At 49.0% G+C, this 20463-nt stretch carries 25 protein-coding genes, 1 pseudogene and 1 CRISPR repeat array; of the genes and pseudogenes, 12 read left to right on the forward strand and 14 right to left on the reverse strand.

All coding sequences use genetic code 11. The features are described from left to right. Positions 1-269 (reverse strand): hypothetical protein (locus ACP5D4_RS11465; protein ID WP_428011764.1); only part of this gene is annotated, 269 nt, incomplete at its 3' end. 8 nt (positions 270-277) lie between these two features. Then, positions 278-768: direct repeats of the CRISPR family, unit length 37 nt; unit sequence GTTTCCGTCCCCTTGCGGGGAAAAGGTAGGGAAAGAC. A 312-nt stretch (positions 769-1080) separates the two neighbouring features. Here ACP5D4_RS11465 and ACP5D4_RS11470 point away from each other — a divergent pair. Continuing rightward, complete coding sequence (locus ACP5D4_RS11470; protein WP_428011765.1) at positions 1081-1431, forward strand: hypothetical protein; 351 nt, start codon at positions 1081-1083, stop codon at positions 1429-1431. 96 nt (positions 1432-1527) lie between these two features. On the opposite strand, the gene ACP5D4_RS11475 is transcribed toward ACP5D4_RS11470, so the two are convergent. Together ACP5D4_RS11475 and ACP5D4_RS11480 are read right to left on the reverse strand one after the other, a co-directional pair. After that, a complete protein-coding gene (locus ACP5D4_RS11475; protein ID WP_428011766.1) occupies positions 1528-1743 on the reverse strand; it encodes a hypothetical protein in 216 nt (71 codons plus the stop codon). Further along, the gene (locus tag ACP5D4_RS11480) at positions 1743-2342 is read right to left on the reverse strand and encodes an AAA family ATPase (protein WP_428011767.1); all 600 of its coding nucleotides are present in this window, start codon (positions 2340-2342) and stop codon (positions 1743-1745) included. The genes ACP5D4_RS11475 and ACP5D4_RS11480 overlap by 1 nt, the downstream gene beginning before the upstream one ends. A gap of 896 nt (positions 2343-3238) precedes the next feature. Here ACP5D4_RS11480 and ACP5D4_RS11485 point away from each other — a divergent pair. Continuing rightward, positions 3239-5023, forward strand: coding sequence for a choice-of-anchor K domain-containing protein (locus ACP5D4_RS11485; protein WP_428011768.1), 1785 nt, complete (start codon positions 3239-3241; stop codon positions 5021-5023). Between the two features lie 220 nt (positions 5024-5243). On the opposite strand, the gene ACP5D4_RS11490 is transcribed toward ACP5D4_RS11485, so the two are convergent. Beyond that, a complete protein-coding gene (locus ACP5D4_RS11490; RefSeq protein ID WP_428011769.1) occupies positions 5244-6275 on the reverse strand; it encodes an AAA family ATPase in 1032 nt (343 codons plus the stop codon). A 205-nt stretch (positions 6276-6480) separates the two neighbouring features. On the opposite strand from ACP5D4_RS11490, the gene ACP5D4_RS11495 reads away from it, so the two are divergent. The 3 genes from ACP5D4_RS11495 to ACP5D4_RS11505 are packed head-to-tail and all read left to right on the forward strand — an operon-like array spanning position 6481 to position 8744. Then, a complete protein-coding gene (locus tag ACP5D4_RS11495; protein ID WP_428011770.1) occupies positions 6481-8139 on the forward strand; it encodes an NACHT domain-containing protein in 1659 nt (552 codons plus the stop codon). Between the two features lie 42 nt (positions 8140-8181). Next, positions 8182-8592: a hypothetical protein gene (locus tag ACP5D4_RS11500; RefSeq protein WP_428011771.1), complete on the forward strand. Its 411-nt coding sequence runs from the start codon at positions 8182-8184 to the stop codon at positions 8590-8592. Continuing rightward, positions 8589-8744 (forward strand): hypothetical protein, encoded by a 156-nt coding sequence (locus tag ACP5D4_RS11505; RefSeq protein WP_428011795.1) that lies wholly within the window; start codon positions 8589-8591, stop codon positions 8742-8744. Before ACP5D4_RS11500 ends, ACP5D4_RS11505 begins: the two co-directional genes overlap by 4 nt. On the opposite strand, the pseudogene ACP5D4_RS11510 reads toward ACP5D4_RS11505, so the two are convergent. Further along, positions 8711-9081 (reverse strand): annotated as a pseudogene (locus ACP5D4_RS11510) (WD40 repeat domain-containing protein); the annotation flags it as partial. The gene ACP5D4_RS11505 and the pseudogene ACP5D4_RS11510 overlap by 34 nt on opposite strands. Before the next feature lie 21 nt (positions 9082-9102). On the opposite strand from ACP5D4_RS11510, the gene ACP5D4_RS11515 reads away from it, so the two are divergent. Then, on the forward strand, positions 9103-9288 hold the full coding sequence (locus ACP5D4_RS11515; protein WP_428011772.1) for a hypothetical protein: 186 nt from the start codon (positions 9103-9105) through the stop codon (positions 9286-9288). Between the two features lie 124 nt (positions 9289-9412). Here ACP5D4_RS11515 and ACP5D4_RS11520 read toward each other — a convergent pair whose 3' ends face one another. Next, positions 9413-9754: a hypothetical protein gene (locus tag ACP5D4_RS11520; protein ID WP_428011773.1), complete on the reverse strand. Its 342-nt coding sequence runs from the start codon at positions 9752-9754 to the stop codon at positions 9413-9415. A 1055-nt stretch (positions 9755-10809) separates the two neighbouring features. Here ACP5D4_RS11520 and ACP5D4_RS11525 point away from each other — a divergent pair. The 3 genes from ACP5D4_RS11525 (at position 10810) to ACP5D4_RS11535 (ending at position 12238) form a co-directional block, all read left to right on the forward strand. Beyond that, positions 10810-11457: a hypothetical protein gene (locus ACP5D4_RS11525; protein ID WP_428011774.1), complete on the forward strand. Its 648-nt coding sequence runs from the start codon at positions 10810-10812 to the stop codon at positions 11455-11457. 144 nt (positions 11458-11601) lie between these two features. Next, on the forward strand, positions 11602-11838 hold the full coding sequence (gene vap15 / locus ACP5D4_RS11530) for a type II toxin-antitoxin system VapB15 family antitoxin (protein WP_428011775.1): 237 nt from the start codon (positions 11602-11604) through the stop codon (positions 11836-11838). Next, entirely contained in the window at positions 11816-12238 is a 423-nt protein-coding gene (locus tag ACP5D4_RS11535; protein WP_324634782.1) for a putative toxin-antitoxin system toxin component, PIN family, read from the forward strand. Before vap15 ends, ACP5D4_RS11535 begins: the two co-directional genes overlap by 23 nt. A 202-nt stretch (positions 12239-12440) precedes the next feature. Here ACP5D4_RS11535 and ACP5D4_RS11540 read toward each other — a convergent pair whose 3' ends face one another. Further along, positions 12441-12788 carry a hypothetical protein gene (locus ACP5D4_RS11540; protein WP_428011776.1) on the reverse strand — a complete coding sequence of 116 codons (348 nt, stop codon included), beginning with the start codon at positions 12786-12788 and terminating at the stop codon, positions 12441-12443. A gap of 362 nt (positions 12789-13150) precedes the next feature. Here ACP5D4_RS11540 and ACP5D4_RS11545 point away from each other — a divergent pair, with 362 nt between their 5' ends. Both ACP5D4_RS11545 and ACP5D4_RS11550 read left to right on the forward strand, forming a co-directional pair. Beyond that, entirely contained in the window at positions 13151-14026 is an 876-nt protein-coding gene (locus ACP5D4_RS11545) for an Rpn family recombination-promoting nuclease/putative transposase (RefSeq protein ID WP_428011777.1), read from the forward strand. A gap of 99 nt (positions 14027-14125) precedes the next feature. Then, positions 14126-14332 (forward strand): hypothetical protein, encoded by a 207-nt coding sequence (locus ACP5D4_RS11550; RefSeq protein WP_428011778.1) that lies wholly within the window; start codon positions 14126-14128, stop codon positions 14330-14332. Between the two features lie 139 nt (positions 14333-14471). On the opposite strand, the gene ACP5D4_RS11555 is transcribed toward ACP5D4_RS11550, so the two are convergent. Then, entirely contained in the window at positions 14472-15107 is a 636-nt protein-coding gene (locus ACP5D4_RS11555; protein WP_428011779.1) for a 4Fe-4S single cluster domain-containing protein, read from the reverse strand. Between ACP5D4_RS11555 and ACP5D4_RS11560 the strand changes: the two genes are divergently transcribed. After that, complete coding sequence (locus ACP5D4_RS11560; protein ID WP_428011780.1) at positions 15099-15233, forward strand: hypothetical protein; 135 nt, start codon at positions 15099-15101, stop codon at positions 15231-15233. The two genes, ACP5D4_RS11555 and ACP5D4_RS11560, sit on opposite strands and share 9 nt — an antisense overlap. A 93-nt stretch (positions 15234-15326) precedes the next feature. Here the strand turns inward: ACP5D4_RS11560 and ACP5D4_RS11565 are convergent, their stop codons facing one another. From ACP5D4_RS11565 to ACP5D4_RS11590, 6 genes are all read right to left on the reverse strand, one after another. Further along, positions 15327-16232: an Rpn family recombination-promoting nuclease/putative transposase gene (locus ACP5D4_RS11565; RefSeq protein WP_428011781.1), complete on the reverse strand. Its 906-nt coding sequence runs from the start codon at positions 16230-16232 to the stop codon at positions 15327-15329. 9 nt (positions 16233-16241) lie between these two features. Further along, positions 16242-16973: an FHA domain-containing protein gene (locus tag ACP5D4_RS11570; protein ID WP_428011782.1), complete on the reverse strand. Its 732-nt coding sequence runs from the start codon at positions 16971-16973 to the stop codon at positions 16242-16244. 84 nt (positions 16974-17057) lie between these two features. Next, positions 17058-17912: a PP2C family protein-serine/threonine phosphatase gene (locus ACP5D4_RS11575; RefSeq protein ID WP_428011783.1), complete on the reverse strand. Its 855-nt coding sequence runs from the start codon at positions 17910-17912 to the stop codon at positions 17058-17060. Continuing rightward, positions 17905-18306: an FHA domain-containing protein gene (locus ACP5D4_RS11580; RefSeq protein ID WP_428011784.1), complete on the reverse strand. Its 402-nt coding sequence runs from the start codon at positions 18304-18306 to the stop codon at positions 17905-17907. The genes ACP5D4_RS11575 and ACP5D4_RS11580 overlap by 8 nt, the downstream gene beginning before the upstream one ends. Continuing rightward, entirely contained in the window at positions 18303-19520 is a 1218-nt protein-coding gene (locus ACP5D4_RS11585) for a vWA domain-containing protein (RefSeq protein ID WP_428011785.1), read from the reverse strand. The genes ACP5D4_RS11580 and ACP5D4_RS11585 overlap by 4 nt, the downstream gene beginning before the upstream one ends. A gap of 187 nt (positions 19521-19707) precedes the next feature. Beyond that, positions 19708-20220 carry a pentapeptide repeat-containing protein gene (locus ACP5D4_RS11590; protein WP_428011786.1) on the reverse strand — a complete coding sequence of 171 codons (513 nt, stop codon included), beginning with the start codon at positions 20218-20220 and terminating at the stop codon, positions 19708-19710. Positions 20221-20463: the final 243 nt, after the last annotated feature.

The following is a 20463-nucleotide window of genomic DNA, read 5'->3' on the forward strand; positions in this document are numbered from 1 at the left end:
TCAAACCAGTCGCAATCGCTGGGTCGAGGCACATCCAGCAAAATCAGCAGCACCAGCACCGGGTCAACTTCTGTGAGGGCAATCTCGGCCCCAGCTTCTGACATCATTGTGGTCATGCCCCAAAAACTGCGATCGCCCATATCGATCTGCACAGCCCGCTGAAGGTCAAACCAGTCGCAATCGCTGGGTCGAGGCACATCCAGCAAAATCAGCAGCACCACCGCCAGCATAAACAGGTTGTAGGCACTCCAGACCCAACCAATACTCATGCCGTGCAGTTTCCGTCCCCTTGCGGGGAAAAGGTAGGGAAAGACAAAAAGGAAACGTTCTTAGTACACCTGGACTCCCAGCGTTGTTTCCGTCCCCTTGCGGGGAAAAGGTAGGGAAAGACTATCTAGGATTGAAGCAGATTAGCTGGCTACAACCTTCCGAAGGTTTCCGTCCCCTTGCGGGGAAAAGGTAGGGAAAGACCAAGTCTCCGAGGAAGCCTTGACGAAGTTTATCAAGTTTCCGTCCCCTTGCGGGGAAAAGGTAGGGAAAGACCCTACCCGCGTGCTTTTGCATAATGGCCGGCTGTTAAAGTTTCCGTCCCCTTGCGGGGAAAAGGTAGGGAAAGACCTGCTCCCCGCAAGGGGAGATCGACCCATCCGTGGCGCGTTTCCGTCCCCTTGCGGGGAAAAGGTAGGGAAAGACGTAGTTGCTCCGATTTAAAATCCGAGCAATCTAAGTATGTTTCCGTCCCCTTGCGGGGAAAAGGTAGGGAAAGACCCTATGGGTTTGAAACCATTGCTGTGTCGAGTTTTCAAGGTCCGTTTGCGCGAACGTGCTTAACATTCCGTTACGTTCCCAATACAAGGGTTTGAGGAGCAACTGAAAACATTAGGTTTCGCGCACTACTCAAAGGTACAAGGTTTGCCAAGACCTGTCAACCTTCTCTTGCCTTAAGAAAACCTAAAGTCCTCATTTTCTGCCAATTCCTCGCTTTTTCGGAAGAACGCGACTGTTTGTACAAAACTTTACATTGTTTCCTTGGCTGCTGGGAGTATCGTACCCTGAAAGGGGACACACCTTTCTGCCCCCATGAACGAAGACACTGTTAAACGGCTACAAGCCAGTGGACGGCTCCTTCAGCAATTTCGTGAGCTTAGGGTTGACGACCGAGAATTTGTGACGGAACTGCTGGAACATGGCCGCTCCATACTAACGGCGATCGCACTGATAGAGGAATTAGAGAATGCCCCGAATGGCATGACGTATCAGGAATTAGCCGAAGCTGTGGGTATCCACCCAAATACGGCCAAGCAAATCCTGCTGGCAATCGGCGATGATGTTGGCGTCGAAAACCGAAAAAGCCAGGTATCCATCGCCAAGACGGGCCGCCAGCGCAACCTCCTCAAGAAACGCAAAAATCCTAAGTCTCTAATCTCTTAGTCTCTTAGCCTCTTAACTTCCTAATTCTTCGCACCTTGCAAGTCTTACCACAAAAGGAATTGAGCGGCTTGCAAGGTCACTTAATCTCTTAATCTCCTAAGAGTCTAGGTTATCAAAGAAGTCTTCCAGTATGGTCGTCACAATTTCGCTCATATCCCGGTCTTCCTGAACAGAGAAAACTTTGAGCTTGCGATGTAACTCTTTAGGTATATAGAAACCAGTCTTTATATACTCATCGTTCTTGCTCTTTGCCTTTGCCTTTGACTTAGAATTTCGAGCATTGAGAATATCATCGAATTTTGATTTAGCCATCAAACTAACTCCAGCAACTCATTACCAACTTCGACATAGCAATTCCAGGCGATGCGGGCCATGCGATCGCCCCGAACTTCAGAAACAGGAACTCCCTCAAGGGCCGCCTTCTGGAACGCCGCCAAACGACGAATCTGTCCCGAAAACAGAGGGAGTCCCACATTTTCGAGACTATGGCGAACATCATCAGCAGCGGTGCTGGGGCGGGGAGGGGTTAATGTCAGCAACACTCGATAATTTGTCCGAAGGGATTGCAGAACATCGACCATCTGAGACAAGGCGCTGAGCGCGAGAGCATCAGGGGAACAGGGCAAAATCAGGAGGTCGCAGCCTTTTGCAATTGCCTTCAAATCCTCTGGTTCGGGACGGGCCGCAGTATCAATCACAATATGGTCGTGTTGACGGGCATAGCGAACACCTTGCCGGTCATCACAAACCCGAAAGGGGAGCTTTCCAGCTTCGGCCCACTGCAACGCCGAACGGTTCAAATCGCCGTCCACCAGCAGAGTTGAGGCATGACCCTGGAGGAATGCCGCCAGATGCAGCGCCGTAGTGGTTTTGCCGACCCCCCCCTTAAAGGAAGCCACGGTCAGAATCATGGACGTACAGAATTATTACCGCTCCAGCATAGCAGAATTGTAGGAAATTAAGAGACTAAGTTCTTGTAAGATTAAGTTCTTAATACCGATGAGCCTTTACTCATAAGGGTTTACAGGATTTATAAACTCATGCAAGAGATTAAGAGACTAAATACCTGAGAGACTAATTTCCTAGAGTATTCCAAGCGGGGAAGAAAGTTTGTACACTTGAAAAAGCACCTTTTTCGATACTCCCGTCAAACAACAAGCCTTTTTTAAATATTTTTGGATCGACGATACCGGACTCGGTGCTAGAGGACGCGGCGGCGGTTTGGCGATTTGGGGAAAAGCTTGAGTTTTTGTCAATAGATATCGAGAAAACTCCATACAAACTTTAAGTTTGGAGGCGTTTTTATCGTTTCTGTAAAGCTTCGCTGAATGTGACACTTAGCAAAGTGTCTGAGTCGCTTCACGACGCGATCGCGATTTTCGGTATGCGTAAGTAGAAACACATAAATTCACAAAAGTATCTGAAACTTTGCCGTTGACGACGGTTTTTCCCCTCGGGTAAACCTCTAATTTTCACAAGTCTTGACATTTCCGTTCTGAGGCGATCGCGCCTTCGAGTCTTTCTGCCGTTCTCAACCCCTGACAGAGCAAGGCTTCTCTCCCTGAAAGAACCGCAAACTCAAGCTGAATAAATTACAGCGTTGAAATATTTTTTAATTCAACTCAACGCTGTTTTTTGCTGATTTATGGTAAAATACAAGCCAGTATTGAAATCATAAAAAACATTTTTTTGGGGAACTCACGACCCATCAAATCGTCGTGAAAAGCAACTGAAGGATCGATCGAATACAGTTCGATCGATTCTATTTCCGGCTTCAAATTACCAAATCGATGCAGGAACCAGATCCATGAAAACTGAATTCTCCTCTTCTTTATTTGAAGAAACCTCCGAAAGTCCAACTTTTGAGACAATACGTTGGCGCGATGACGACGACGACATGATGGACGACATGGACGACATGGACGACATCGACGACGATAGCGACGACAATGACGACGATAGCGACGACGATGACGACAGCGACGACATGGACGATGATGGCGATGAAGTCGATGACATGACGGACGACGACATCGACGACGACATGACGGACGACGACATGACGGACGACGACATGACGGACGACGATAGCAGCGATAGCAGCGATAGCAGCGATAGCAGCGATTGCAACTGTCCCGCCGAAATCGTCGGTAAATCCTTCGGAAGCTTCATCGAACCCTCAGACATCACCGCCAGTTCCGTTATCGAAATTAGCGATCGAAACGGGGGAACCGAAAACCGCTTCGACTGGGGAATTGCCACTTCAGGAAGTTTCACCAGCGTCCTGCAATTCGACGGCACCAACCGTTTCGCCGCCGAAGTTGACGAACCCTTCAAACTCGGACAAATCTTCTACCGCAACGGAACCATTTCATTAAGTAGCGGCTTTGACGGAGAATTCGGGTTCAGCATCCAACTCGACGTAGACGGCGCCGAAAGCGAAGTCGAATTCGACTTTCTCTTCGACATCCTCAACACCCCCAACGAAAGCGGCGATCCCGTTCTCGACGCCGATCGCTTGCGGTTCGTCACCAGCGGCTTAACCCCAGAAACCATCGAAGTCGATGGAAACACCTACACCTTAGAACTGCTAGGATTCTCCCAAGACGGCGGTTCCAGCTTCGAGAGTGGCTTCGACTCCCCCGAAGAAGGCTTCGACATCGCCGACTTATACGGAGAACTCACCTTAGTCTCCAGCGGCGACACCGGAGGCGGCGACACCGGAGGCGGCGACACCGGAGGCGGAACCGCCATCAGCAGCTTTTTCGTCGAACTCTCCACCGAAACCGTCGTTTCCATCCAAGCCGCCAACGGCGTCTTCATCGGCGGTGACGGAACCGGAAACGGCGCCATCGCCGGTTCGGCCATTTTGACCAGTTCCTCGACCTTAAACGTCGTCTGGAGTACCACCACCTCCGCCGCGATCGCCTTTTCCAGCGAATCCACCTACCAACTTTCCGGCGGAAGCGTCGATCTCGACGACGTAGACGAAAACGCCGCCATCGGTTCCGACGGTGACGACAGCGTATCCGGTACCAACGACAACGACGCCGTCGATGGCGGCGACGGAAACGACGAACTCTCCGGCGAAGCTGGAAACGACGTTCTCGTCGGCGGAAACGGCTTAGATAGCATCATGGGTGGCGAAGGCGTCGACGTTCTCAACGGTAGTAAAGAGGACGACATGGTGATGGGTGAAGACGGCGACGACATCCTTCGTGGCGGTCAAGGAAACGACATCGTCATGGGTGGCGAAGGCGACGATGCCATTTACGGTGACTTCGGTTACGACATCCTCACCGGAGAAGGCGGAAGCGACACCTTCGTCTTGCGCATCGAAACAGACATCAACATCGAAGCCGCCTTGAGTACCGATTTAATTACCGACTTCGAGGCGGGGGTCGATCGAATCGCCTTACAAAGCATCAGCAACCTGTCCTTCAAAGTCGGCGACTTCAACGACGACGACATCGAAGACGTAGGAATTCAAGTCGAAGCCGGATTCTTCGTCGGCTTCGTCCTCAGTACCACCGATGTTACAGCCGTACAAGAGTCCCTCGTCGAAATCCCCGACGGCGACTATGCGTTTTAATTAAAACAGTCGCTCCTCATTAGTCTCGCACTCATTCCCCCGACATGATATCGGGGGAATTTTTTTGAAATTTAGGACTGACGCAGAAACCCAGTCAAACACGAGATTCCGTTAATTCATCCCCAACGTCGGCACGAAAAACCGGGTTTCTCGATCGACAAGTGGGTAACTCCCCCTCTCAGTCCTCCGGCTATCCTCCTGAAGACAGAACGATCCCACCTCACTCCCGAACCACCAACCCCTTATCCTCTCCTAACCCCACTTCCAACACCCGACCCCGCAACACCGACAAATCTCCATAACGCTCAAAAATCCAACGATTCAACGGACGTTCCACCAAACTTTCAAGTAACGTCTTAATCCGCCGTCCCCCAAACAACAAATTCTCTCCCCCTTGCATTTCATCAGTCAAAACTGTTAAAATAGAAGAATTAAAATTCAAAATTAACTGATATTTTTCCTGCGCCGAATCTCGCAATTGACTTAAAAACTTCTCCGCAATTTGGCTCACAAAATCCGGGCGCAACAAATCAAACACCACAATATTATCCCCCAAGCGATTCAACAGTTCCGCACGACCAATTCGGCTCGAAAAATACCAGCTCACTTCATCCCGAAAATGTCGATTCACCTGGTCGTAACTAAACTGACTCGCCCCCACACTTTGCACCTGACTCATAATCCCGGGACGAATCAGCGTCCCCGTTTGCGAATCCGTCAAATCCGACGCCCCAATATTACTCGTAAAAATAATCACCGTCTGATTGAAATAAGCCGTTTGTCCCTTCCCATCCGTCAAACGACCGTCCTCCAAAATCTGAAGAAACTTATCCAAAACCTTCGGATGCGCCTTCTCAATCTCATCAAACAACAAAATACTATACGGACGTTCCAACACCCGATTCGTCAACTGTCCTCCTTCCTCATACCCCACAAAACCCGGCGGCGACCCCGCCAAATTTTCCGCCGCGTGTTCTTCCTTATACTCACTCATATCAAAGCGAGCAAACGCTTCCTCATCCCCAAAAATCAGCCGACTCAGAGACTTCGCTAACTCCGTTTTCCCCACCCCCGTCGGCCCCACAAAGAAGAAAATTCCCTTCGGTTTACTGTTGCGTCCGTTCACTTGATTGAGGCTAATTCCCACCTTCGCCGTCGTCAACATATCCGTCACCGCTTGAACCGCGCGAGGCTGTCCGATGACGGCTTTCGACAACTCCTCCGACGCGCGAGATACCTTTTCCCGACTCAATTGTTCGAAGGGTTCCTCTCGCTGATTGATAAAACTCGATTGGTCAAAAAACTGGGTCAAATTAGTCCAGATGAGCAAAGCGGAGTTCTCGACACCTTGGCTGAGATGTTTTCCGAATGAGCCAATCGAGGGGGGGAAGCGATCGCTCATTACCGGAACGATAGAGGATGCTTGTAGAATAATGACAGGGTTGAGGCACTGATTTATGGATGTCGGGCGATCGCTGGTAAAACTAACAATTGGTGGCGGCTGCGTTCTGGGGGCTTTGGCGTTTCCTCCCTTACTCGCTGGAGAAGGGATTATCTGGGGAACGGTCTTAGCCTCGGCCCTGAGCAGCGTGGCGGCGGGAAATACTGCGAATGCCATTGATGCGTTGCTCGATGGAGGAGAAGGGGAAGTCTCTCTCGAAAATCAGGATTTAACCAAAGCGGTGGGAAAAGCCATAGCCGCCGTCATCACCCTCGAAGCTAAACAACAGCAGGGCAAAACCCGCCAATCTCTCGAAAAAATCGCTGCTCAAGCCAAGGATAATTGGGTCAAAATCGCCCAACAGGAACTCACCCAGCAACGTTACCCCGAACTGCGAGAAGCGAAACTCGACCAATTCCTCACTCCCGCAGAATACCAACTCACCCAACAAGGCAACCTCACCGCTACCGAATGGGGCGATCTCTTCATCCGCCTCAACATGGCAGCTTGTAAAGGGGGCGGCTTTCCGATTCCCTCCGAGGTGCGTCAACAAGTCGCCGAATTACTCCATACCACCTTCCCCAAAGCCTTGCGAGAAACCCTCAAAGAAGACTTTGCCAACGATGGGAAAGCCTTTGCGGGGTTAACCTTGCAGTTACTCACGGGAATGCAGGCACAACTGAGGCAACTGCAAGCCAGTCCAGGGGGGGTCAATGTTGAGGAATTCAGCCAAACCCTGCAACAGTTTCAGGAATTGGAAACCCAGTTACGGGGAAACGTCACCCAGCAACAGGCATTTTTTACCGATATTTCCGGCAGGATTGATTCCGGTTTTGCAGAAGTCTGTCAACGGTTGGGGGTGATGGAAACCCAAATCGCTCAGTTGTTGCAAGGACTGGAAAGCACCCTAGAAAGTTTGGTGGCAGAAATTCGATCGCATTTTGATGCCGCTAACCCCCATCTTTCCTTAGCAGAATGGCGACCCATTGCCGAGTTAATGCTGGCTGAACGACAGGCATTAACGGCTAATCCGGCATTTAAGCGGGTGGATGTTTATGTGCCGTTGGCATTGGTGGAACGTCGCCAAACTCAGCAACGGAAACCGGGGCCAAGTCTGGAAAATCCAGAAGAATCGGGACGGGAAGAAGAGAAAATAACTCCCATCGCCGAGGATGAGTTTTTCGATCGGGTTTTGCGGCAGGGGAAAAGTCCAAAAAGTCGGGGGCGACGGATTGCGGTGATTGGCGAACCGGGGTCAGGAAAAACGACGCGGTTACAGGCGATCGCCGATTGGATATTGGCAGAACATCTCGGCATCCCGATTTGGATTGAGTTGGCACAATTTACCGAACCGACCCTAGTGGATTATCTGCAAGAAAAATGGTTGAAATTAGCGGGAGTTGAAGGGGCGATAACGTCTCTCCAAGACCATCAAGAGCATCTCTGGTTATTGATGGATGGCTTGGATGAAATGGTTGCTCGGATTGAACAGCCCCATGTGTCCCAGTTATTAACCGGGTGGGTGGGGTTAGGACGGGCGATGATTACCTGTCGGGTGAATGTCTGGGAAGCCGATCGAAATGCCTTTTCCGGGTTTGATGTGTATCGGAATTTACCCTTTGAGGCGGAGCAGATGGAAACCTTTATCCGGCGATTCTTTGCCCAGACTGATTAACCCAACTCATTTATAATGATCGTTAGATTTTGGATGTTCATCATGTCCCTCACCATCGCTCTGAATCCTGAACTAGAAGCTAAACTCCTGGCTGAAGCAAAGCAGCAGGGTCAAAGTTTGGATACATTTCTCCAGCAATTGCTATCTCAAGCATTGGGAGTGTCCGAGCCTGATGCTTGGTTAGGGGAGGATAGTTTAGCGGCAGATTTATACAGTCCCGTGGCTTTGTTGGATGATGATGGGGTAATCGCGTTAGCACAGATGAAGCTAGATGCTGGGCAAAATCAGCGTTTGGGAGATTTACAAGCGAAAGGAAAGGCTCAGGGCTTAACCCAATCGGAGCGATATGAACTCTTGATGTTGATGCAGAGTTATCGTTTGGGATTATTGCGAAAATCCGAAGCCTTAGCCGAAGCCAAAGCGCGGGGTTTAAGCCCCAATCTTGCCCCATGAGTTTATCTGACCCGGTACGTCAAATCGTTCGTCAACGTGCCGGAAACTGTTGTGAGTATTGTTTGAGCCATCAAGATTACATTATGGGTCGCTTACAGGTCGATCGCAACTTACCCATCCCGTCCGGGGTGATGGCTACTGCATTTACATAGCTACTATGCCCGCTGAGGGTAGCCAGTTTCGACCCAGTAGCTAAATCCCACAGTTTCAGGGTTTTATCCATAGATCCCGAGACGGCTCGTTTCCCGTCTGGGGTGATGGCTACTGCATTTACAAAACTACTATAGCAATCGGAAACCATTTGTAAAATTGTCCAGCCCCCAAACCCCCAATACTGGGGGCTTTGAGTCGCTCAAATTTTCACGAATCATTTCACACTGCTATATGCCCTCTGAGGGTGGCCAGTTCCGTCCCCGTCTCCAAATCCCACAGTTTCAGGGTTTTATCCTCCGATGCCGAGACCGCTCGTTTCCCGTCCGGGGCGATCGCATTGCCGACCTCACCGAGCAATTGCTGAGTCGACAGAAACGACCGGATAATGACCGCGCCCGTCAGGTTTGCCAAACCCGAGCCACTATCCTGGACCGACGAGAATTGGGCGAATCATTGATGGTGATTGCAGCAGACCTGGAAATGCCCTACGAAACGGTCAAAACCTACGCCAAATTGGCCCGTCGTAGCCTCAAGAGTTTGTAATAAAATATAGCCCCCCGAATGTAATAACTTCGAGGGGCGTATGTGAAAGGCTTACAGTCAAGTATTAGCTGTTAGTTTCCTTTCTTTGACATTAAAAAAATGTTGTGAATTAAATTGTTTGCACCTAAACACTTTTGAAAGCCCATATTATTGTGTGTCCTATTCCAGTTTTTCGAGATGTAACACCCATAGTTACATTACTTCCATCATAGGACAATAGACAGTCGAAAACTTCAGCTTCATAATACCCACCTGTACCTTGCTTCCATTCCCATGAACCTAAATAGCTACCCTGGCTTTCATTATAAACTGCATAACCAATCCACTGATTATTGGCTACCAGTCGTATGATGTGAGGGGTTTCTTTGATAATGGTAACTGTAATGTTAGGATTCTCACCCCAGTCGTTAGGAATTACCTTGATCTGACGATAAGTTCCATCAGGGATTCTACCAGAGTTATTCATGCTGTTTTTTTAATTGTTTAACTTTCTACTGGACCGACACACCTTAAATAGTGCATTAGAAAATCGCTAAAACTACGATTATTAATGGTTTTGAGTCCAAATCTAATTCACCAAATTAGCCATGTCGGTCTACTACTGGACCGACATGGCTAAAAATGGTTGTTGGGTTGAACGTAGGCCAAACCCAACAGCAAAGTGCTGGCGTTGGGTTTCGTACCTCAACCCAACCTACGAGTAAAGCATCATTTTAGTGATGTCGGTCCACTACTTTAGCGCATCTATATAATACACCTCTTAGATAAAATGTCAATGGCGAAACTAAACAAAGTATAAGTTTGTTAGTCTGATTGACTGACAAAAAAGAAGAGAGAAAGAGGTCAAGTGTAGAGAGAGAGGGAATTGAGGGGCTTGACAAATGGGGAGGAAAGCCAGCACCCTCAATAGCAGAAACCACTCAAACCATCGAGAGCCTGTGAAAAACAACTCCCCACTCTACAATGCCCTGAATCAGTGGCTCGGTCAAGCCAGCCCCTGGAGTCATCTGACTCACCTGACAACCGGCCTGTGGATGCTAGTGGCTTTGATACAGACGGGAAGCGTTAATCTCACTCAATGGCTGTCACACATTCCTTGTCGAGGCAACTATGCCCAAAGCAAGCAGCGTCGTCTGAGTCGCTGGCTGCATAACTCTCGCCTGAACCCTCATCGTTTGTACGCCCCCTTGATTCGAGGCGCTCTGTCCGAGTGGCAAGACCCCGTGATGTATCTGAGCTTGGATACTTCACTATTTTGGAATCAATAAGGAGGTAGAGTGGGGTAGTCATTTTGGAATTAGTGTCATTGTAAAATTATTGAAAATTTCCAGAGACAAGCCGCATGAAGAATCACCTATCAGTCATATTCGCTTTTACCAAACCTTTGATGGTATTTGTCACGGAAGCACATTGGCGACATTGCGGTTGAGTGAATTGATTCAATCTGACTACTTAGAAGGTGATTATTCTTTGTATTTTGAGTATCTAAAGAAAACTATTGCTAACCGGGAACAAAAAGAAATGATAATTTCTGCCCTTCACTCCCAACTCAGCGATGAAACCTACACAGACAACTTTAACCTTTATTTAGAGTGTTATAAACTCTTCTGGTATTGTGCCGAAAACCTCCCCTATCCCGAATTTTACCAAGCATGGCACAATGCCCCCACCACCCCCCATCCCGAAGTGGAAGACAACACCCCCGCAACTCCCACCCCCTTCACCCAACAGTGCAACCTCGCCCTTCTCCCCCAAATCCTCAACCAAGCCCTCCAAACCCACCCCCTCAACCGCCAACCCATTTGCATCGACGGCAGCCGCTTCAGCGATCCCAGCAACCCCGCCCTGCAAATCTACACCACTTTGAAAAAAGCCGGTTGTCCCGCCAGTCCCGACGGTAAACCCCGTACCATTGCCGAATTACAAGCCTACTGCGAAGATGACCTCAGCGACCGTCAAATTGCCCTCATCCTCTACGAAGAACCCACCGACCCACCCCCCCAAGGCTTTGATATGGCGGTACTCAATCAACTCGCCCGGTTTAGCCATCCCCCCATTGCCGTGGTTGTCCCCCAACGCCTCCCGGAGTGCCGACTCCCGCAATTCCTAGAAAACGACCCGGATTTGATGGCAACTCTCCTCCAGTGGTTGCAAAACTTGGACAGATAAAAGGCGATCGCTACCGCTTCATCCATCGCCTCGTGCAAGAACACTTCGCTAAACTGGAAATCCAGAAAGAGTAAAACCCAACCAAAGAAAACCCTTTCTCAAAATCCAATTAAAATATAACTGTATCCTCAACCCCATAAAACGATGAACCCAACTCAATATCAACTCTCCCTCAGTTTTGAACAAGTGTTGAGCCTCGTCAAACAACTACCGGAGGCTGACAAATTAAAACTCAGTGAAGCATTATCCAAAGACTTGCTAGATAGCAAACTGACTCATCTTCTCCAATGCTTCAAGACTGATGAAATCTCCTTAGCAGAAATCACCCAAGAAGTCGAAGCGGTAAGAACAGAAATTTATGACCAGCAAACCGCCCATTAAGGTCATTATCGATACTAATCTTTGGATTAGTTTCTTGATTGGTCAAGCATTAGCCGACCTTAAAACCTTGATGGTCAGCGAAACGATCCAAATCATATTGTGTGACCAACTTCAAGAAGAAATTAGGCGGGTGACGCAAAGACCTAAGTTGAGAAAATACTTTTCACCCCAAAAAGTCTCTGAGCTTTTGGAACTCCTGGGGATTATTGCGTTGTTTGTGGAAATCAAATCCGAGGTTTCAGTTTGTCGAGATGAAAAAGATAATTTTCTCTTGGCACTCGCCCAAGATAGCCAAGCAAAATTTCTGATTACAGGAGATGCAGATTTATTGATTTTGCAAGAGTTTGAAGGCACAAAAATTGTCACCTATCAAGATTTTTTAAGTCAGATAAATTGCTAACTATAAAACTCGAAGATGGCACTGTCTATGAAGCCGAGATTTATTGGTATGAAGCTCACGGCATTGGGTGCAAAGAATTCAAGATTAAATATCTACTGGAGTAAAAGCGATGAAATTTGTTGTATGTATTAAAAATACAGACTATGCAGCTTCCCTAGAAGTTCGCAGGGTGCGTCTCAGTTAGGAGACTGAGTAAATACACTCAATGACAGTGTTCCTCAAAACCGTTCTTCTCTTGTAGGGAATACTCTGCTTGTTCCATGACTAAATATAACAGTGGGATACCATTAAACCCAGATTCCCCGGCGGTATGGGAGCGAATCAGATGCGGATGGTCGAGGCGGGTGGCTTCCATCAACTCGATGAGTTGTTGGTTGTCGTTATCGGGAATAATTTTAACGGCGACCTGTCGCATGAAGTTATCGCGAACGACCTCATCGGCGAGAAAGACGGCGCCGAATCCTCCGGCTCCTAGGAGTTCTCGCAGACGGTATTTGTTGTCAATGACGGCTCCTTCGAGCATTCTGAACATCATTAGAAATTGGTTCATGATTCACCTCTTGGAGTGGAGGACGGCTGGGGCGATTGCGATATATCCAGTTTAGAGGGGTTGGGGGAGGAGTTCTATGGAAGTTACATGGAAGTTGCATGGAAATTAGATGGAATTGCTCGCTGGATTGGCGGATAACTCGGACACCCGGTGTCTCCAAAGACACCGAATGTCTGACCCCCGCAGCAAATCCCGACCCAAGTTTAGGAACTCTGACAACTCGGGTCGAATACCAGACACTGGGTTTAACCCGATGTAGTCCGATTGGTTTATTAGGTCTAGATACCTTAGATTTTATTGATATTTAAGTTAAAATACATACTAAAATTAAGCTACACTATTAGTAGTAATACAGAGTTTTTATGACTGAAAAGAAAGCAGATATTGGCAGCAAAAAATTAGTGAGTCTTGCTCCAGAAAGCTGGGCAAGTTGGTTGACGAATTGTGCTGACATTAAAGTTGAGGAATTACTGGACTCCAATCTGCAATGGCTGGGGCGGGAAAATGACAGCCTCATGAAGGTGAGTACCCCGGACTTGGGGGTGTTCTTGCTCTTAGTCGAACTCCAGTTACGGTATCATCGGAAAATGCCGCTACGGGTTCGGGCCTATACAGCGTTAGCGGAAGAAAAGTATGAGTGGCCGGTGTATCCAGTTTTAATCAACATTCTGCCCCATGTGAAAGACCCGCAAATCCCCAGTTGTTATGAGTCAGAGTTTAATGGAATTCGGGCTTTGCAAGAGTATCGAGTTATCAATTTGTGGGAGGTAGATGTTAATCTAGTTTTTGAGCAAAATATCCGTAGTTTATTGCCGTTTGTGCCAATTTTAAAGGGCGGTGGCGAGGAACAAGTGGTGCGTCGAGCGTTGCGGGAATTGCGGGCGGATGAGGAGTTATCGGAGTTGGAGTCGTTGCTCTCATTTTTCTCGACGTTTGTGTTAGAGTTGCCGGTAGTACAACAGATTATGAGGTGGGATATGGCTGTTTTACGTGAATCGCCGTTGGCTCAAGAGTTATTTCGTGAGGGACAACTTGAAGGACAACGGGAAGGTCAGTTGGAACTGGTGTTACGACAACTGACTCGTCGGGTGGGAACGCTGGATGAGTCGTTGGTTCAACGGGTTCGAGGTCTATCTTCGGAGGAGTTGAAACAGTTGGCTGAGGCGTTGTTGGACTTTTCTGAGTTGTCAGATTTGCAGGCTTGGTTAGCTGATTTGACCGGCTCATTATCCGAGTGAGAAACTCGGTTTCTATTCGGGCCAGCCATCTCCGGCCCAACATCGAAGTTGGATGGAATTTTGGTGAAAATTTGGGAGAGGGATTGAGGGTGAGGGTTCGTGATTCACACGCAGGAGTTTAGTTATCCACAACAAATTTTTGGGATGGATTTCCGGTTGAGTACATCTCAGTGGCATTGCCAGATCCCCGGCATCTTGGAAATGCCGGGGATCTTAATTCGCGACCCCGCTCAAAACTACGCTCTTGTTTTTGCTTGTCGTGGCTATGAAGACGCTCAAAACTGGCTCCTTGAAGACGAATACTAACCCGTCGAAGGTCGTTTGAATTTTCATTTTGAACTATGAGTTGAACTATGAGTTAAACCATGAGTTGAACCATAAGTTGAACTATAAGTTGAACTATGAATTAAACCATGAGTTGAACCATAAGTTGAACTATGAAGTTTTAAACCCGAATGTGGATGCCCCGTTGTTGCATCTGAGTTTCAAACTGTTGGCGAAATTCTGCGATTGCGGGAACGCCAGTAAAGTAAACTTCTCCGTTTGTCGCGGAAACAAAGCTCAAACCCGCTGAGGTATCCCCCACGGCTAACTGTTCGGCGACGGCGGTTCGATATCGCGGCGTGAGTAATAACAAACGCTGGTTGCGAGACCCCCGCCAGAGGCGGTTATCGTGTTGGTCTTGGCGGTAGAGTCCGTCTACGAGTAAATCGACTCGTTGCAATAGTTGGCGTTGTGGGTCGGTTCCCCGCTGCTGGAGGGTTTCGAGGCGATGTCCGGTGTAACACATCACGCCGAGGTCTCGCTGTTGGCGAATGTTGTCGATGAGTTGGGTGAGAGCTTCGGCTTGCATCATGGGTTCGCCACCGGAAAGGGTGATTCCTTCGATGTGCGGTTGTGCGAGAATCCACGCGGCGAGTTGGTGGAGGGGGAGGGTTTCGCCGCTGTCTGCGTCCCAGGATTCGGGGACGATGCAACCGGGACAGGCGAAGGGACAGCCTTGTACCCAGATGACGGCTCGCTTTCCGGGTCCGAGGACTTCGACGGGGGATTGGCGGCGAAAGATGCGTAGGTGGGTCATCACTCTTTGGGAATGCGGCTATGGGTAGTGTGGCATTTTCTGGGGTGGCTGTGGATGGTGGGTGTCTGGAATTTAGATGGAATCTGGATGGAATTTTGGGGGTTAGACCTGAAACTGGGTTTTTGAAAAAAAATCCATACTTTACTTTTTGATAAACCCTAGAAGCGGAGAACCCCGGCATCTTGGAGATGCCGGGGTTCTAGCCGATTCACATTAGTTTTACGATCGATCGAGCCAGTTGTCGAAATCCTCTAGACTGGTAAAATTCATGAACTGTCGAGTGAGTTCGTCTAGTTCGACGGCCGACAAGTTTTCAACGGGTTGGCGACGACTCGAACCGAGTTCGCCAAAACGTTCGGACAACAGTTGTAGAACGAGTTCGATTTTTCCTTCTCGAACGCCTCGTTCGCGTCCCTGTTGGATGCCTTCTCGAACGCCTCGTTCGCGTCCCTGTTTAACACCTTCTTTCAAAATTTCTTGATACCAAGGTGATTCTCTTAAAATCGCCATATCCCACCTCAAAATTTCTTGGATGACTGCGGAGTCGAGGACAAAGGAGGCGAAAAACGCCAATAACGGTTCTAATTCTTGTAACTGCTCGTCGGCTCTCAGTTCTCGGACGGCTTGTTTGACGATTTCGGTGTCGCTTCCTCCTTGTAAAATGGGGACAAACGGAAGTAGTGTTGACAGTCTATTTTGGAAGACTAAATTTACATCGACTTCCCATAAATTAATAACTCGATAGGCTTGAACGGCTTCGAGTCCGAGAAAGTTCGATCGATAGGCGTTTGGAATATTCTGAGTTTCCGAGAGCGGGAGAATATTGACGAGAACCGGATACACATGCATATTATAACGTTCTTCGGCGAGGGCGGCGTAGGCTCGCATCCGCCGAGGAAGTCGGTTGTTATACCGCAGTTGGATTTGGTTGAGGACGAGAAATTTGCCGTGTTCGGGACTGTTGACTCGTAGCAATACGTCGTTTTCTAGACTCACCCATTGGAAATCTGAGGTGAGAAAGTCCTCGACGGTAAGATTTGGTTGTTCTGTCACCCATTTTACCCAGGTGTCGGGTGCGAGGCTAATCAGTCGTTTGCTGCCAATGTCGGCGGTTTTTTTGGTCATATTTCCTCGCTACCATTCGCAGGGAAGGTCTAATAAGTAACCGAGGCGGCGGACGGTTTTTAAGTATTTGTCTGCGTCGGTTTTGGAGCTGTATTTTTCAAAGATTTTACGAATCTCGCGGGCTAAGCTGTTGATTTTTTGGGAAATATGTCCTTCTTCGTCTTCCCAAATGGCTTCGATTAATGCTTGATATTCACAGAGAATCGGTTCGCCTTTGTTGTCGAGGTTGCGTTGTGCCATGTATCTCAACATTCTGTTGACTTGGGGACGGCAATAAATTGCTTTTTTCTGGCTTCCTGATTGGTAATATAATGTGGCTTGGGAGATTTTATAAATTAAGGGTGAGTGTTGTATTTTAGGGTATATTGGATGGGGTTGACTTTTTTTCTTTTTACGATGTCTTTTTTGGGTGGCGTTGGGGTCGTTAAAGGTGATTCGCCAGCCGTGAATTAAGATAACTGCACCGGATTTTAGGACGATCGATCTCTGGTGGATATTGATGGTTTCCCCGTCTAACTCCACTGATGTCCCGTTGGTACTATTGTCGCTGATTATCCACTGTCCGCCTTTTCGGTTTAAGGTACAGTGTTTGATTCGCGTGATGAGGCTGTCGGGGTCTTCGGGTAAGCTAATGTGGTTGCTGGGAAGTCGTCCGATGTCGTAGGAGATATCCCGTAATTCCAAGGTTTGTTCGGTTCCGGTAGGGGATTGAATGACGAGATAAGGGATTAAATCTGTCATTGGGTTGGGTTGGGTTAAAGTAATCCTTTATTTTACTATAACCTTGTTTTCTTCACCAGGGAGACACAGAGGACACAGAGGTTTTTAGGGTTGGGATTTTAGCTGAATGGCGACTCCGGTAATGTTGTCGCGGCCGCCGCGTTCTAATGCTTTTTGAAGTAGGGTGTTGAGGAGGGTTTGGGGAGTGTCTGGGGTTTGCGAAGTCAGGTTTTTTAGTTCTTGGTCTGGGAAGTAGCTGTGTAAGCCGTCGCTGCTGAGAAGTAGGAGGTCTTTGGGTTGTAGGGAACGGATGGGAGAGGGGTCGTTTTCGTCCCATTTGGGATCGATCGAAAATTGTCCGGTTCCTTCTCGACCGCCGAGACAAGAGGTGATTTGCGATCGCATGGGATGACTATCGACTTGTTCGGGGGTGATTTTGCCGATTTCGAGTAAAATTCGGACGATCGAATGGTCGGCGGTTTTGTACAGGGGTGCGTTTTCTCGAAGGTGATACAGTCGGCTATCTCCGGCGTAGAGATGAACGCATTGTTTCGGCGTGATAATGGCAGCCACTACTGTAGATCCCATTCCTACGAGTTGGAAGCTTTGACTTCCTTCTTCGCGTATTTTTTTGTCCGCTTCGTAGAATTTAGAAATCAAATTTTCGTAAATGGCTTCGCTGCTTTCAGGTAAGGGTTGAGTCAACAATTCCTGAAAGGTCTCGATGGTAATTTCCGCCGCTCGTTTCCCGCCGCGATGTCCTCCCATTCCATCGGCGACGACGGCTAAAATCGCTGATTCGTCTTCCCAGGGTTCGACTAGGAAATTGTCTTCGTTTTCTGAACGCACTTTTCCGACATGGGAAACGGACGCCAGTGTGACCCAGTTGAGTTGACGATGGTTCATACAGGTAAGATTAGTGTGGTTTGTGGGTGTGTTGTTCGTGGTGTGGTTAGTCATGGGTTGTGACCTCAAGTTCGATGTTTCCAAAACGAATGCGGCTTCTGAGTTTTAAGAAAGCTGGGTTAGAAAATGGTTGATTTTTTGGTAGTTCGAGTTTTGCTCCGTCGATAAAGGTGCCGTTGCGACTACCTAAGTCGCGAACCGTTAGGTTTCCGTTTTGCCATTGCAACACTGCATGGCGGCGAGACACCATCGGCGGGTCGCTGAGTTCGCAGTCGGTCAGGTCGATATCGACTTGCACGTGAGGGGGATCGTTGCGTCCGACGATCGATCTCATTTGCGTCAGGGCAATTTCTCGGTGTTGTTGCGGTCCGTTCTGTATAGTAAGAAAAGTGCTTGCGGGAGTCAGTCGTTGCAGTCCGGGGATGGGATCGAGTCCGAATCCGTTCATGGTTGCGTTCCTCCTGTTTTACGGGTGTCTCGTAGCAGTCCGGTGACTTTTCCGGCGTCGAGTTTTCCTGACTTTTCTAACTCTTGCAGTTGTTGGGCGGCTTGTTGCATGAGGTCGGTTCGACCGGATTTGTAGGCGGCGATTTGGATGTTACTGAGGAGTTCTCCGGTACGGTTGGGATCTTGGCTGCGGGGGAGTTCGGTACTGTTGAGGTTGATTTCCCATCCGAGTCGATCGAGTTCTACGTCTCGATTCACGCTTTGGGCAGTTTTGTAAGAATGGGTATATTCGATCGACGCCTTTTCTGACACCGAATTCGTCCCCTGGGCTTGCAGTTGCACTTCGAGAACCGCTTGCTTGGCGGTGGCGTCGTGGAAGTCTTGCGGCGGAACGTTGACTTCAATTAAAACGTCTGTGGGTTCGGTGGCGGATACGGCGGTGAGAATCAGTTCGTTGGGGGCGGTTTCTTCTAGGGGGAGATATTCGGGGCGGTAGCGACAGAAGCTTTCGACAGAGGCTTGGTTCAACGGCGTCAGTTTCAGTCGCACTTCGTCGAAGGCGATCGCTTGACAGTTTGCAAGTTGCTCTTTCAATTGCGGTTCTAGGCTGTCGGGAGTGTCGGCGTAGAGAAACGCCCCTCGTCCGCGATCGCTCAAACTCACGAGAAAATCGGTGTTGAACTGCGCCGCGTTGCCTAACCCCACTGTAAACAGGGTAATTCCCGCCTCGGCGAACTCTCTAGCTGTTTGAATGAGAGATTCAGTATTTGCGAGGATTTTACCCTGGTTCGTGGTGGGATGTCCGTCGGTGACGAGTATTGCGATGCGGGCGATTCCTGATTGCGCCGGAAGTGTGCGTTGCAACCAGTCTAAGGCTAAGTCGGTACGGGTGACACCGTTGGCGTACAATTGTGCGATCGCGGTTTCTGCGTTGTGTTTAGAATGGCTCTCGAGAAGGGGAGAAACCGCCGTGGCGAAGCTGGCGAGGCTGAGTCGATCGTTGTCTCGCAGTTGGCGAACCACGCTACGACAAGCATCTTTGGCACGATCGAGCTTTTCGCCGTGCATCGAGGAACTGGTATCGAGTGCGATCGCCACGTGAAGCGGGAGTTGGGGCGCGTTGGCGGTGGGAACCATGCGAACGCGAAGGACATGGTAGGTATCCTGCGAACTAATTTTCGCAGGTAAATCCCAGTCCAGTTGTAGGGTAAACATGGAAAATAGGCTCTAGACTCGTTGATTTCAGCCTATCAGTTCTCTCTCGGCTCGAACATGGAAACTAGATGGAAATTAGATGTAATTTTAAGACTTGAAAATTGAGAATCGTCGGGGGTGTGACGCGGCTGTAAAATTGAGCTGAAGTCAGATCCATGGACGGTTACCCCATCACCCTCTCATCCCATCACCGACATCCCAGGCTGTCGCGGGTGGAAACGCCGGTGAGGGGATTGACGCCCTCGGCGCGATCGCACATTAGAGAAACTTGGTATCGATCGAGTATCGTTCCGGAGAAATCCGCCCCGGTAATTTCCGCTTCGATAAACGTGCTGCTGCTGGCGATCGCATCGGTAAAAATCGCATTCGACAGATTGGCTCGATCGAATACTACGCGATCGGCAAAAGACTCCGACAAATCCACCGCCGTTAAATCCGACTCAAAAAAGCTGGCTTTCGTCAAAATCGTACCGTGGAGGTTCGCCCCGGCGAAATTCGCCCCTTTCGCGTTCGCCCCAGCGAAAGAGGTTCCTTCGAGATCTAAATTGGCAAAATCCCGATAGCGCAAGTCTGTTAACGTATAATCTACTGTGTTGTCTTGCGCCTGCGCCGTCGCCGGAACTCCCGTCCACCCCAACACCACCATCGCGGCGATCGCGACGAACCGAGTGAGTCTCCGCCAAAACCTGCCATCCTTCATCGTTCGTTCTCGTTCCTCAACAGTTATGCCAAGCGTCTCAACTGTTATATCACTAGTTGCCGATGGAGGTAAAAAAGGAGACAGTCGTCAAGTCGTGATATCGATCGCGACAAAATGCCAACCCCCTCACCTAAAATCGATACGGCACTCACCCAACGCCAGGGTGAAATCTCACCATCAGGGGCGATATCGATCGTCGAGTTTTTCAGGCGAAACCCGCACACTATAAACATGACAAACACA

The sequence above is a fragment of the Baaleninema sp. genome (assembly GCF_049974805.1).
In the GTDB taxonomy this organism is placed as follows: Bacteria; Cyanobacteriota; Cyanobacteriia; order Cyanobacteriales; family Geitlerinemataceae; genus Baaleninema.